The following is a 13,434-nucleotide window of genomic DNA, read 5'->3' as shown; positions in this document are numbered from 1 at the left end:
AGTCATACCCGCTATTGTTGTGACCAAAAGTATCAAAGATAAGCTGGTGACAAGGTATATACGAGTAATGGCACCCCGAGCTCGGTGCCATTATAGCTTATGGTGCGAGATTACTGGGCTTTAGAGAAGGTTATAAGCAAGTTCTCAACGGCGCAGGCATTATTACTTATAGCGGTGTTAACCATGCGAGTCTGCTCGTCTGCAGTTAGAGCAAAGTGCCAATACTGACCATCGGCAAATTGCTGCGCTAGGGCTTTTTTAGTGTTGGTCATACACATTGCCTGAGTCAGGCTGCGAAGCTTAGCATCGTACATAATATCGTTGAACCGAATATCCGGTAACGCTTGGTTGGCAAGCTGAGGGCTACTGACTTGCTCGGTATTCTCAGCCAGCTGCCAGTGCCCATCGTTTAGTTTTAAGCGCACACCCGCAGGGTAAAAGCTGTAGCGAAAGGCATTTTCTGCCGTGGGAGTTATCTTTACCACACCTGCAGCACCGAGTACTGCAGCGCCGCTGCCTGATGCCGAAGACAGCGTGACCAGTGCTGTGGTCTCATCCACACCATAGCCATGATGTTGACCAATGTGTTGCACTAATGTGTGCAAACGTACACTACGATTACGCTCACTAAAATGGGTATCCAATACCCCGTAGGTAAAGCTTCCTAATCCCCCTTCTTGCTCATACGTCACGCCACCACGTTGCTGCACTCGCGCTGAAGGAGCTGAATGGGGTTTAGCACCCGCATTGAGAGCGCCTATCGAATCACCGCTGGTGATCATAGCCACCGCGCCCTGCTCATTACTGCCGCCACTTTGTACCGCCGTCCCAGCACTGGTGCCAACAATAACAGGGCGCGCCTTTAGCGCGGCTGTCCAAGGATAGGGGGCGCCATCGTCTGCAAAGAGTATCTTGCGCGTTAAGCTCTGATCGCCACCATTGAACATCACCGCTGTCGCACTTTGGATTTTTTCCACTAAGCTGGCAACCCCGGCTTCGCACAATGCATGCTCTTGGGCGATGCGCTCTGGGTAGATTCGTGAGCGCGCAAAACTGAGCGCTTTCGCGCGCAGAGCAGGTAAGGACTCGCAGCGATTCTCGGTAATGGCCTGCGCCAACGCTGGCGTCAATGCCAACCACTGCGTTTCGACCCCATCAAATTGCAGTAGTTGCTCATAAAAGTCAGCGGACTCATAAGGGTCTCTGCTTGATGCGGTGATCGCCAATATCTTTGCAGGTTGCTTCTGTTGTTGCGCTGCCACCAGCGTGGCTTTTTCAATGAAGGCGACAATATCTTTGGCCGCCTGCGAACGAGTGCGAGTTTTATCTACACGCTCGACCAAACGCTGGCGTTTATCTCTTTGATAGACTTCGAGGTTATCGAGGATGAAGTAATAGAGCTCATCGGTGATTAACGCCACTTGCTCATCCACCGCATGCCATTTGTCGAGTAGCGCTTGCCGACTCATTTTTTGCTCACTGGTGATGGCTTTTAGCGCCTCGATGATGCGCGCCTTTTGCGGTTGGTATTGCTCTGGCCAGTGCTTTTCTAGCCTGTCGATAGCTTGTGTATCGAGCTGATAAAGGTTACTACGCTTGCCCTGCAAATTCGTTTTATCAAGGCAATGCTTAGCACCTAGCGATGAACAAGTGTGCAAAGCACCGCCAATCAATATGTGCGTCTGGGCATGTGCAAGCGGTAACACGAATAGAGAAATGAAAAACAAGACAGGGTAAAAGAGACGATTATGAGTCGAAAATGCGCGAATAGCGCCTAAATCCTTAATCATGGTCATAAGTTTCCAAGGCTGATTTAAATGTAAAACAATTGTTGCTTTAGCAATAATTGGGTGTTATAACGAAAAGGACTCAAAAATCGAGTACAAGCTAACCCGTTTAGTTTGCGTTGTCAAAAACCTATGAGGAATGCGAGAAAATGTTGAAAAAAGCCCCGGTGCTTGCTGCATATTTCTACTCGCCCCATTACCTGTCGGAGTGGTTTGACGAGTAGCCCACCCGTTGTCTTTACAACGTGGTGGTTAAGCACGTTTTAGCCATCTCATCCTAACTCTATCTACGAATAATAAAATTCTGTGCATAAAAACGCGCACTCATTGTGCGTGTGCATGACGCGCACAGCAACATCGACAGGTGAAATATGTTTCGCAAGTTATCTTTAGCTGCGGCCGTGACTGCGGCTGTATGCCCTTCTCTATCGGCGGCTGAAAAGCCCCTGGCCCCTGCTGAGCAAAATATTGAGCGCATCGACGTCACCGGTTCCCGCTTAAAAGGCGTGGATTTGGAAGGCGCACAACCGCTTACTGTATTGGACCAAGATGATATCGCTCGCTCCGGCGCCGATAGCATCCACGATCTACTGAAAGACATTTCCCAGCTACGTGGGGGGACTGGCACGTTTTCCACATCTCAAAGTGGCGGTACCTCTAACTCCACTCCTGCCGGGCAATCAGCAGCGAGCCTACGCGGAATGGGCCCGTCCTCAACACTGACACTGGTTAATGGCCGACGCATTGCGCCGAGCTCATTTGCAGCGGGCACGGAAAACTTTGTTGACGTTAACGCAATTCCGCTCGCGGCCATTGAACGTATTGAAATTCTTGCCACCGGTGCCTCAGCCATTTACGGCGCAGACGCTGTTGCCGGCGTTATCAACTACATCCTTAAAGATGATTTTGAAGGGTTTGAAGTCAATGCCTCATACGGCGACAGTTTGGCACAAAGTGATGAAAGTAAAACGCAAATTAATCTGCTTTGGGGCACACAACTTGGCAAAGGCAACCTCAGTGTATTCGCCGATTATTATCACCGTAATGCCTTTAAAGCGACGGATCGGGAGTACACTAAAGACCCTCACCTAGTCAGTGGCTATTCTTATTTACCCAAGCTCGAGAATACGCCAAACATTTATTATTACTCGCAGCGAGATGGCTTAGAACTCCCTGCCCCAGGGTGTAAAACCGAGTTGGTCGAGACCGAATATGGCGAGCAAATATGTGCCTACTACGGCAATGAGGACGACTACCTCGATAGCCCATTTGAAAGCCTCGCCACCGGATTTACCTTTACGCAAGCCGTTGGCGATCTTAATTGGAAAACTGATTTTTTCTACAGCCATACGCAATCAACAGCCTACTCTTCGCCAGCGCCTATCAATCAAATTGATGACAGCGAAGGCCCTTATGCCCTTGAGCAAAGCCTGTTTATTTTTGACCAAGCAGATGGCTCAAACCCGCTTTTAGAGCAGCTCTATATCGACCCCTTTGACACCGTAAATAATCGCCAAGTTTATGGTTTTGCCTTTGATGCCCGTTTTAGCGACCCGCGTACCATTGAAGTAGAGTCGGATAACATGCGCTTGGTGAGTGAACTTGAAGGCAGCCTCGGTGAGTGGTTTTGGCAAAGTGGCATCACCCTGTCGCGCTCAAAGTCAGAGCAAGTTGCCATTGCTGGCGTCTATAACCGCTTCAAGTTTCACGCTGCATTAACCGGTGAGCTGTGCAGTGACGGACAAATTGCAAGCTACGATGGCACTACTTTAAACTGCGCAGGCGACGCGACATTACGCCAGTTTTATAACCCGTTTTTGCTCGGCGATAGCACCAATGATGCGACTTTGGCGTTAACACAACAAAAACCCTCTCGCTCAGGTAAAAGCTCGGTTTATGCTTGGGATGCCAATATTAACGGTGAATTACTGCTGCTTGATGCGGGCGCAGTGAATGCAGCTTTTGGTGTTGAAGTTCGCCGCGAGGAGCTTGAAGACATCCCCTCTTTAGACTCACAAGCTCAGGCGCAAAATGACTATTTAGTGGATGTATTTGGTTTTGGCTCTAGCCTGGCCGAGGCCGACCGCACTCAGTGGGGAGCCTATGCAGAGTTCAATATCCCACTAAGCACCGAGCTTGAGCTGCAAGCCGCCGGGCGTTACGATCATTTCGATGATTTCGGCAGTACCTTTAACCCCAAGCTTGGTTTCACCTACCGCCCCACCGACACTATGGTGCTACGGGGCTCATGGTCGACCTCCTTCCGCGCTCCGTCATTGACTCAGGCCGGCGTAAAGCTGCGCACGACCACATCAACCTTTGATTGTGGCGCAAACCAAGCGGTAGCCGATTTATATTGTATGGGCGATGGCACCGAAGTAACGGTCAATTCGCTTGAACTTGGCAATGCGGCATTAAAAGCGGAAGAGTCGCAGGCATTAAGCTTAGGTTTTGCATGGAGCCCAAGTGCCCAAACTAACCTAACTATTGATTACTGGCAGTTCAATCACGAAAAAGTCATCGATACCAATATGACGGCGGTACTCGACAGAGCACTAAGCGATGCAGCCTTACGTCATTGCAACCTGGTACCACAAGGACAACAAGGCATTGCCTATGATCAACAGCTGTGTGAGGTGACTGACGAACAAGGGCTCAACATTGAGCAACAGGGCGCTGATCTCTCTGAGATTCTTGACAATTATATTGCCGCTTTTGACCCCCGTGACAGTGAGTTATACCTGCCTTTATCTCGCGATCACGTGATCCCCTTAGAAAATACCGGCAGCCAAGATTTACAAGGCGTGGATATCAAATTCGATCATCGCTTTGCACTGGCCCAAGGAGATTTGACGCTGCGTTTTGACGCCACTCATTATCTCGAATACGAACGTAACCGCCCAGGCTCCGATGCCATTGAATCTTTAGTGGGTAGTTATCGTTACCCCGAGAATGTGGGCCGCGTCAGCTTAGCTTGGGATAGCGACAATTACTATATCGTTATAGGGGCCAACTATACTGACAGCTACAGCGACGATATCGATGGCCTGAGGGGTCGTGAAATTGACGAGTTGGAGGCGCTTGGCGCGCTCGATGCACAAGGTGAGCGAGAGGTCGACTCATGGTTAGTGTGGGATCTCTCTGCTGGCTATGAGCTGAGCAACGCACTCACCCTGCGCGTTAATATCGACAACCTCACAGATGAAGAGCCGCCTACAGTGTATGGCTCTGCCCGAGGTTTTGATGCAATAAATCATAACGCCCTTGGCGCTACCTATCGTGTGGGCATGACCTACCGCTTTTAATGGTCAGCGCCCAAAAATCAATAAGGGGCCGTGCGCCCCTTTGTCCTTTTATAAGTGAAGACTCATGACTAATCACACGCGTTTTTCTTTGCCCAGTGCCAGCGTTATTTTGATGTCGGTGGCCTTACTTGCCTATGCCAGTACCTGGTTTGTGCAACCTGGCTGGTTTGCTATGGACGCTCAGCAAACTACGGTCAGCTTGGCGCAATTTCAACAACAACAAACGCAGCTGCAATTGCCGTTATTTGCAAGTAACGGCGAAGTCGGCTTTGTGAATGTACTATTCGAAGGGCTCGTTGCTGGCGATAAATTTGGCGCTACCATTGGCGTCATGGCATTTATTCTTATTACCGGCGGGGCGTTTTCGGTTCTGATGCACACCGGCGCTATAAACCGCGCTGTTTTAGCACTGATCGGCCGCACTCAAAAGCTACAATGGCTATTTATTCCTGTGCTGTTTACATTGTTTTCTCTTGGCGGCGCCATATTTGGCATGGGTGAAGAGGCAATCGCCTTTTGCGTCGTGCTGCTGCCAATTATGAAGCAGCTGGGCTACAACGCTCAAACTACAGTGTTAGTGACTTATGTGGCAACACAAATCGGGTTTGCGAGCTCATGGATGAACCCATTTAGTATCGCCATTGCTCAGTCTATTGCTGAACTCGGCGTGTTCTCCGGTGCCCCCTTGCGGATGTTCGCTTGGGGTTGTTTTACATTGCTGGGCATGACCTACACCTATCGCTATGCAAAACACAGTCGCGCATTACCCGCTGAACCTGCGCCGAGTACAAGTTATGCGCCTCTTTGTCGAGCTGATAAAACGCTATTATTGCTGTTTGCCGGTGTCATTGCCTGGGTGATTTGGGGAGTGACCTTGCACCAGTATTACATTCCGCAACTTGCTGGCCAATTTTTTACTTTGGCGGTGTTAAGCGCCATTGTTGCCAAGGTCATGTATCGCACCTCGTTTTCGCGCAGTGCAGAGGTGTTTACCCAAGGAGCACAAGAGCTGCTGCCGGCCGCGTTATTGGTCGCCTTAGCCAAAGGCATCGTGCTTTTACTCGGTGGCAATGAGCTCAGTGAGCCTTCGGTGTTAAACACGCTTTTGTATTACAGCGCCACCCTCTTACACGGCATGCCCGAAGCGCTGGCAGCATGGAGTATGTTGGTGTTTCAAAGCTTATTTAACTTCTTTGTCTCCTCAGGTTCGGGGCAAGCTGCGATCACCATGCCGATTATGGCCCCTTTGGGCGACTTGCTTAATGTTGGTCGGCAAACCGTGATACTCGCCTTCCAGCTCGGTGACGGCCTGACCAATATCATTATTCCCACCTCAGCAAGCCTGATTGGTTGTTTGGGCGTGGTGAAGTTAGAGTGGGGCCAATGGTTTCTATTTATTTGGCGCCTGCAGCTTGCGCTATTTGCCCTCGCCAGCGCTTTTGTTATTGGCGCTCAATTTATGCAATACAGTTAAGTCATTATGATCACACTTATTAACAACGTTACTACTTACAACCCCGACCCTATGGGGCAACAAACTATCGCCTTGGGCGGCGAGCATATTCTCGGTATAGACCCTGATCTCACGTTCACCAGCTCCCTGCAGCAAACAGTCATAGATGGCAGCACGCTGATTGCCGTGCCCGGCTTTGTTGATTCATTAGTGCATATTTGTGGCGGTGGCGGTGAAGACGGTTTCGCCAGTCGCACGCCGGAAATGATGCTCAGTGATGCGATAACCGCCGGGATCACCACGGTTGTTGGCGCCCTTGGCACTGATTCAATCGGCCGCACACACAGTAATTTACTGGCTAAGGCTAAAGGACTCAAAGAAGAAGGGCTCAATGCCTTTTGCTATACCGGTGCGTATCATCTGCCAGCGCCCTCGCTCACTGGCAGTATAGAAAAGGACATTATGTTCATTGATGAAGTCATCGGTGTCGGTGAAGTCGCTATTAGCGATCATCGCGGCTCTCAGCTCGATGCGAAGCAGCTTAGTGAGCTGGCAGCACATGCTCGGGTTGCAGGTATGCTAAGTAATAAGCGCGGCACGATTAGTATTCATGTCGGCCCTAGTGACAGTCATTTAGCGCTCCTGCATGAGGTGGCTGCCCACTATGATGTACCATTAAACCGCTTCTACCCCACCCATATGAATCGCAACCAGCAGCTGCTTGACGCCGGTATCGCCTTTGCCAATGCCGGTGGCTGGATAGATTTCACCACCAGCACCACCGACTATGACTTAGCACATGGCGAAGTCAGTGCGGCGCGCGCTTTGGCACAATGCTTAGCCAAAGGTGTTGAAAAAACTCGTTTAACGATGAGTTCTGATGGCCACGCTAGCTTGCCAGTGTTTGATGAGAACAACCATTTGGTGGGTCTTGAGGTCGGGCATGAGCGCTCGTTATTACTGGCATTTATTGAAGCAGTCAAAGAGCATAAGGTGGCGTTTGCCGATGCATTACGAGCGATAACCAGCAACCCTGCGAACGTACTGGGAATACAAAAAGGTACGCTGGCAGCGGGGGCGTGCGCTGATTTAGTGTTGCTTGATAGCACTTCACTGTTGCCACGGTGGGTGTTCGTGCGCGGTCAATGCATGATGGCCGATGGTGAGCTGATACGCAAAGGCCGTTTTGAATAGCCAAAGAAGCGCTTATCAACAATGAAAAAAGCGCCGCAAGGCGCTTTTTTTGGTCACTGGTAGAAGTGGAGCCTTACTTGTTCATTGCTTGAAGCAAGAACGCTGAGATTTTAGCCCCTTCGCGCAAGGTCGTCTCTGAGCTGCTTTTGCCTTCCAGTGAACTGTCGGTGAAAGGAGCGATTTCCATCATGTCGGCACCCGTTATTGGAAACTCATCAGCCAGTGCGCCAAGAATAGTGAGTGCTTGTTGTGGGTTTAAGCCGTCGTCTTCGGGTGTGCCGGTGGCCGAGGCAAACTCAGCGTCCAAAGCGTCAATATCAAAGCTTACATACAGCTCGTCAACACCATCATTGCGCAGTTGCTGAAGTACTTCGGCAATAACGGCTTCACAACCACGTTCATTGATTTCGTGGGCCCAGTGTTGCTTAACACCAAAGGTAGACTCCCAATGCTCTTTCGGCTTGCCGCTTGAGCGAATACCAAACTGGATTAAATGCGCAGGGCTCGGCAAGAATTCTAGAATATGCGTACACCAAGAGCCAAAGCATAGGTCAATGCCCAAACGCTCTACGAGCAAATCGGTGTGCGCATCAAAATGGATGATAGCCACTTTTTTGCCCTGCTCGCGCTTGGCTTTGAGATACGCTTTCGTCAGTGGGTAACTGATTGAATGGTCACCACCGATACCAAAAATGCCTTTTTCGGGGAAGTTTGCATAAAAATCAGTGCATACATCTTCGGTGATGGATAGCGGGCTAACATGGTAGTCGCTCTGCTCGTTTGCGTACAAGGCTTTTTGACAGTTGCTGATAGTGCCTTCGTTGAGGTACTTATCATGTAATAAGTGTGGGATCACACGAACATCACCGATATCGAACGCTTTCGCTTGCGGTTGCTGTTCAATTAATGTACTGCGAAGAAATAACGGGCCCCAGTTCGCACCACGTAAAATACCGCCACCACAGTCAGAGCTGATCCCCAGCATAACTGCTTTGTGCTCGCTAGTGGGTAAATCTTGAAGGGATGATTTCCACAGTGGCTCAATGTTTTCAGTTTGACCGTAGAGCTTGTGATGCAGGGCCGCTTTGCGCTCTTTGGCCGTGTTAACAGTAAATACACCGTTACCTGGCGGGCACAAGCAGTGCTCAACTTTTTCTTGAAAATCTTGCCACTTAGCAGTCATGCTCTCTCCTCAATAGTTATGCAATTATATGGTGCTTGCAGAAAAATCGTGTTGCTGTACGTTGTTATCTTATTCTGTGTAATCTGTACCTCGACACCAAGTTACCGGTAAAACATAACACCATGTTTTTAAAAGGCTTATTTAGTATCCATATACACCTTAGCACCCAAGGTAAACGATTAATATACAAGCTGAGTGAAGAAGTCAAACTAACGTGGAGGGGCCGCAAACAAAGGCGTGACTGGCTATGCATAAAAGCTGCATAAGCCAGCCAGAAAGTTACTCGTAGCTACGCGGACGCTTGGTTTTAATAATAGCGATATAGCCGTGCCAACTGGCGTAACTGAGCAGTGGCATAATGACTATAAAACCCGCAGTGCCGGTGATAAAGCCAAGCAAAACCAAAGAGACAATACAGGCGCACCACACCACCATTGCACCCACATTGTTTCGCACTGCATTCATTGAGCTCACCACCGCAGTCATAATATCAACGCGGCGTTCCATCATAATTTGCGGAGTAAAGGCAGAGATGGCGAATACACTTACCAGCAGCACGCCGCCAATAATAGAGCCTAAGGTTAGAAACGCGCTCAGCTCTTCCAATGTAGGGTTAACGGTGTTGGGATAAAGCGCATGCACTAAAGCGGCCAAGCGCATCCACACTATCATGACCACCATCAAGAGTACGGCAAAACCCCACTCCCCTGCGGGGTTACGAAACATAGATTTGAGGCTATGGCGAAATGTTGGGGTGTGCCCTTTTTCTAGCTCCCACGCCACATCGTAGAGGCCAGCCGCAAAGGCTGGTCCAACGAGGGCAAAGGCGACAGCAGCAGGCAAAATGACCAAATGCGACTGACTAGAATAAACAAAAAACAACAGCGCAGCGGGAATAGCGGTGAACACTAAACCATAGACAAGGCTCAACAGCGGTGCCCGAGCCATATCTTTAAACGCTAACGCTAACCAATGTAAAGGAGCAAAGACGCTCACTTTGTTACACTCGAAGCAACGAGCAAATTCACTGCGGCTCGAAGCACTAGAAGAAAGCCCCATAATTTATCTCCTATGATACATTCAATTAACATCTAGTTGAGATCTACTCAGTTCGCAAGCTAGGGGATCACTTGTATCGGACATTTGTCCTTATTGGCATGGACCGCAACACCGCAGCATGGCACCTTTAAAGGCACTATTATGCGTAAGATAAATCAGAGGCTTACATGAAAAAAATGTTTCACCTTGGCATCACTAAAGAAGACATTGCAGGGGCAACCTTGGCTATTATCCCCGGCGCTCCTGAGCGTGCAGGCGTTATAGCAGAGCAGCTTGAGCAATCGCGCTGTCTTGCCAAGCATCGCGAATTTCACGTTTATTTAGGTCAGTTAGCGGGTCAATCTGTGGTGGTGTGTTCAACCGGTATTGGTGGACCTTCTACGTCCATCGCCGTTGAGGAACTCGCGCAGCTCGGCGTAGATACCTTTTTACGAGTGGGGACCACAGGAGCCATTCAGCCGCACATTGCCGTGGGAGATTTATTGATCACCCAAGCCTCGGTGCGTTTAGATGGAGCGTCGCACCACTTTGCGCCAGCCAACTACCCCGCAGTGGCCAACTTTGAAGCCACCGCCGCCCTAGTGAAAGCATGTCAGGATAGCGATATCACTCATCACGTTGGCATTACCGCATCCAGTGATACCTTTTACCCTGGGCAAGAGCGTTATGACACCCACAGTGGTTATGTTCCCACCCACCTTCAAGGGTCCATGCAGCAGTGGCAAGCGCTTAACGTGATGAATTATGAAATGGAGTCTGCCACCTTACTGACCATGTGTAGCGCATTGGGGCTGCGCTCAGCGTGCATCGCCGGAGTATTAGTCAATCGCTGTGAAAACGAGATACCCGACGTGGATATCTCGGCTGTTGAACAAAATGCGATAGATCAGGTTATTGCGGGAGCACAGCTGCTGCTTAGTAATTCGTAATTAAATTGCGCGTGCGGAGCAAGTTGAGCTAACACTGTTTTGCTTGCTCCAAGGTGTGATTTGCCCGCCTGCTGCTCCAATAAAGTCACCGCTGTAATAGCACTAAAATCGATTTCTTGATTGGCCAACACAATTTGGCTTAGCGCCGCTTGCATGGGTGAAAAACTAGGATTAAACGCGGCATTCTCCATATAGCGGCCAAAATAGGTTGCGCCGGCATATTCAATGGCTACCGCCGCCTTACCACCACTGTAAGGGGCATAGCTTTGCGCAAAATGGTGGTGTAATGAGCGGCTATCATCATGATGGCTAGCAGCATTACCCAGCAAGGGCTGCTCTACCCCCAAATCAACTGGACCAAAGGCTTGAGGCAACAATTCGTTTAAGGTCGTTGACTTATCACCTATGGTTATAGCGATGTTCTTCGCACCTTTGAACTCATTAATAAATTGACGGCAATGCCCGCATGGTGCGGCGCTGATATAGATGTGCTCAATCTCTGTCGCGCCGTGTAGCCAGGCATTATGCAATGCACACTGCTCTGCATGGGTAGATACCTCTAACCCCAAGCCTGCTAGCTCAACATTTACACCGACTGCATAAAACACGTCACCTTGACTATTTTTTGCTTTAACAAGAGCGGCAACATGAAATGACGAAATGGGCGCTACCGCCCATGTTTGGGTTTGCGCTAGCAGCCAATCGATGGTGTCTTTAAAAGAAGACCCCAGCTCCTGCTGAAGTTCTTTGAATTGCTGCTCAGAGGCGATACCGCCTTGGCGTTTTATTTCTGCGAGTAACCCTATAACCTGCATGTTCAGGCCTGTTGTTATTTTTTGGGCTTGGGATACTAACCTAGCACGAAAGTGGGCGCAACCAATTACGTGCCTGCTCCTGGCAATCAAAGTTTTTCACCCTGACCCCAAGCTCTCGTACTTTTTGCGTCACCAGTTCATGCATAAAACCCTGATAACTAACCACCCGAGCAATACTCAACTGGCCGAGCAATGGCGCTAGCTTGTAGCACACATCAATGAACTCATCCTTAGCATAAGCATGTTCAAATTCGCGTACATCAATTAACACCGCTTTCGCATTGTAACTATTGGCGAATTCAATAATGGCGTTGGCGTTATTTAACACATCAATTGATTGCGCTTTACCGCGCATGGTTGCGCAGACAATATTTTCTTCAGCGCAATAACTTAAACTCGCAACAACAGAGTTGGCCATGTCGTTCTCTCTAATAAATACAGATACAACAAAGGCACAAGTTCGTTTGCACTAGGAGGGCAAAAGTGGAAGCGGCTCAGCCATCATAGCCAATGTATTGACCTTAGACCTGGAGCTTTGCGTGGAAACTCTTTCGAGCACCGTGCCTTTATTCTGAGCAGGCCATAATACGTAAATTAGAGCTTTTATTCAACTAAACTGAATAATCACCACTCTACGCTGTGATCCATGTAAGGAGGTAATAAAAACTGATTGCTGTGTAGATAGCATTTTCTGATAGGAGGCCGCCTTACTCAGCCGATGTGGCAACGCTCGGCTAGATTTGACTGTGAAAGTTTAGGTGCTTTTCCATTGAAAAATTAATTAAGGACACACTATTTCTATGTACCATATTTTTCTTGATCACACGGAACCCACCATCTTAACCAATAAACCTAACGCATAGTAAAAATGCCACGAGTTGTGAATCACTCTTAAACAGTTTGTTAGCCAAAATGTTTTTTACGGTGACAATTTGGACATAGAGCTTCTGCATTTTCCACAGAGTCTTCACCACCTTTGGAAAGAAATACTTTGTGGTGAACCTCTAAGTAAGGCGTTCCATCTTTAGAGCGTATAAAAGGAGCTCGCTCACCACAACACTCACACTTACCTTTTGCTCGTTCAAGAATCTCAGCTACAACATCAGGGTTTCTAATAAACTCTGCTTGATACGTCAGTCTCATGGTAGGCTTTTTCTCTGCCAAATTTAGCCTTTCTTGACGTTCAGCAGTGTCAGATAAAGAAAGTTGCACCTGATCATAAAACGAGTTTTTGGCTTCTTTCTGTTCTTTGATACTTATAAACTCTACCGGAAGCTTTTTGAGAACAGCTTTCATCTGGTTTGTTGTGTATGTTGCCGGTGGGCAATTAGCTGCCAAAGCAAATGTATATTTTAATGGGTATAGCTCCCCTAAGATCAGTAAGAACCAATCTACTCGATTTAGAGTTTGTGCCCAGGGGCGAATATTGGCTTTATACTTTTCGGTACCACCTAAAAGCTGTTCCATTGTTATTGTTGGAGCTGCCATTTTGCCTCCTTTCTTTGGGTAAATACTTTGGCTAACGCCTCGCATCAGCGGCCAATTTGGTCCGTCTGCATACGCTTGATACTTATTGAACCTCCTCCCCGAAGTTTAGCGAAATACTAAACTTCAAGGCGACCAAACCAAAAGGAGAAAGCTCAATGAAATTTTATACCAAATTACATGATTTTTACTGTGGTATCGACTTACATGCTCGAATTCTTTAT

Annotated in this window: 10 protein-coding genes and 1 riboswitch; of the genes, 4 read left to right on the top strand and 6 right to left on the bottom strand. The window is 48.7% G+C overall.

Translation table 11 applies throughout. The annotated features are described in order from the left end of the window. Positions 1-110 precede the first annotated feature (110 nt). Positions 111-1,796 carry a cyanophycinase gene (locus tag MHM94_RS00050; protein ID WP_235418228.1) on the bottom strand — a complete coding sequence of 562 codons (1,686 nt, stop codon included), beginning with the start codon at positions 1,794-1,796 and terminating at the stop codon, positions 111-113. 362 nt (positions 1,797-2,158) lie between these two features. On the opposite strand from MHM94_RS00050, the gene MHM94_RS00045 reads away from it, so the two are divergent. The 3 genes from MHM94_RS00045 to iadA all read left to right on the top strand — a co-directional run bounded on the left by MHM94_RS00045 (position 2,159) and on the right by iadA (position 7,739). Then, a complete protein-coding gene (locus tag MHM94_RS00045) occupies positions 2,159-5,092 on the top strand; it encodes a TonB-dependent receptor (protein ID WP_235418227.1) in 2,934 nt (977 codons plus the stop codon). A gap of 64 nt (positions 5,093-5,156) precedes the next feature. Beyond that, the gene (yfcC, locus tag MHM94_RS00040; protein ID WP_235418226.1) at positions 5,157-6,566 is read left to right on the top strand and encodes a putative basic amino acid antiporter YfcC; all 1,410 of its coding nucleotides are present in this window, start codon (positions 5,157-5,159) and stop codon (positions 6,564-6,566) included. 6 nt (positions 6,567-6,572) lie between these two features. Beyond that, positions 6,573-7,739, top strand: coding sequence for a beta-aspartyl-peptidase (gene iadA, locus MHM94_RS00035; RefSeq protein ID WP_235418225.1), 1,167 nt, complete (start codon positions 6,573-6,575; stop codon positions 7,737-7,739). Positions 7,740-7,812: 73 nt separating this feature from the next. On the opposite strand, the gene MHM94_RS00030 is transcribed toward iadA, so the two are convergent. Further along, complete coding sequence (locus tag MHM94_RS00030; RefSeq protein WP_045979883.1) at positions 7,813-8,922, bottom strand: arginase family protein; 1,110 nt, start codon at positions 8,920-8,922, stop codon at positions 7,813-7,815. 279 nt (positions 8,923-9,201) lie between these two features. After that, positions 9,202-9,981: a DUF2189 domain-containing protein gene (locus tag MHM94_RS00025; RefSeq protein ID WP_022944402.1), complete on the bottom strand. Its 780-nt coding sequence runs from the start codon at positions 9,979-9,981 to the stop codon at positions 9,202-9,204. Between the two features lie 167 nt (positions 9,982-10,148). Between MHM94_RS00025 and udp the strand changes: the two genes are divergently transcribed. Continuing rightward, positions 10,149-10,910, top strand: coding sequence for a uridine phosphorylase (udp, locus tag MHM94_RS00020; protein ID WP_022944403.1), 762 nt, complete (start codon positions 10,149-10,151; stop codon positions 10,908-10,910). On the opposite strand, the gene cdd is transcribed toward udp, so the two are convergent. The 3 genes from cdd to MHM94_RS00005 all read right to left on the bottom strand — a co-directional run bounded on the left by cdd (position 10,868) and on the right by MHM94_RS00005 (position 13,213). Next, a complete protein-coding gene (cdd, locus tag MHM94_RS00015) occupies positions 10,868-11,725 on the bottom strand; it encodes a cytidine deaminase (protein ID WP_235418224.1) in 858 nt (285 codons plus the stop codon). The two genes, udp and cdd, sit on opposite strands and share 43 nt — an antisense overlap. Positions 11,726-11,765: 40 nt before the next feature. Then, a complete protein-coding gene (locus MHM94_RS00010) occupies positions 11,766-12,143 on the bottom strand; it encodes a hypothetical protein (RefSeq protein WP_235418223.1) in 378 nt (125 codons plus the stop codon). 67 nt (positions 12,144-12,210) lie between these two features. Next, positions 12,211-12,300, bottom strand: a riboswitch (cyclic di-GMP riboswitch). A gap of 328 nt (positions 12,301-12,628) precedes the next feature. Further along, positions 12,629-13,213 (bottom strand): HNH endonuclease signature motif containing protein, encoded by a 585-nt coding sequence (locus tag MHM94_RS00005; RefSeq protein ID WP_235418222.1) that lies wholly within the window; start codon positions 13,211-13,213, stop codon positions 12,629-12,631. Positions 13,214-13,434 lie beyond the last annotated feature (221 nt).

This window comes from Pseudoalteromonas sp. CNAT2-18.1, assembly GCF_022347865.1.
Taxonomy (GTDB): Bacteria; Pseudomonadota; Gammaproteobacteria; order Enterobacterales; family Alteromonadaceae; genus Pseudoalteromonas; species Pseudoalteromonas ruthenica.
The sequence above is the reverse complement of the archived record's forward strand: the minus strand, read 5'-3'. Positions and strand labels throughout refer to the sequence as shown.

Bases quoted from the DNA above. Each gene is read 5' to 3' on its own strand.
- MHM94_RS00005 (WP_235418222.1), bottom strand. From the start codon at position 13,213: ATGGCAGCTCCAACAATAACAATGGAACAGCTTTTAGGTGGTACCGAA.
- MHM94_RS00010 (WP_235418223.1), bottom strand. From the start codon at position 12,143: ATGGCCAACTCTGTTGTTGCGAGTTTAAGTTATTGCGCTGAAGAAAAT.
- MHM94_RS00025 (WP_022944402.1), bottom strand. From the start codon at position 9,981: ATGGGGCTTTCTTCTAGTGCTTCGAGCCGCAGTGAATTTGCTCGTTGC.
- cdd (WP_235418224.1), bottom strand. From the start codon at position 11,725: ATGCAGGTTATAGGGTTACTCGCAGAAATAAAACGCCAAGGCGGTATC.
- MHM94_RS00045 (WP_235418227.1), top strand. From the start codon at position 2,159: ATGTTTCGCAAGTTATCTTTAGCTGCGGCCGTGACTGCGGCTGTATGC.
- MHM94_RS00050 (WP_235418228.1), bottom strand. From the start codon at position 1,796: ATGACCATGATTAAGGATTTAGGCGCTATTCGCGCATTTTCGACTCAT.
- iadA (WP_235418225.1), top strand. From the start codon at position 6,573: ATGATCACACTTATTAACAACGTTACTACTTACAACCCCGACCCTATG.
- yfcC (WP_235418226.1), top strand. From the start codon at position 5,157: ATGACTAATCACACGCGTTTTTCTTTGCCCAGTGCCAGCGTTATTTTG.
- udp (WP_022944403.1), top strand. From the start codon at position 10,149: ATGAAAAAAATGTTTCACCTTGGCATCACTAAAGAAGACATTGCAGGG.
- MHM94_RS00030 (WP_045979883.1), bottom strand. From the start codon at position 8,922: ATGACTGCTAAGTGGCAAGATTTTCAAGAAAAAGTTGAGCACTGCTTG.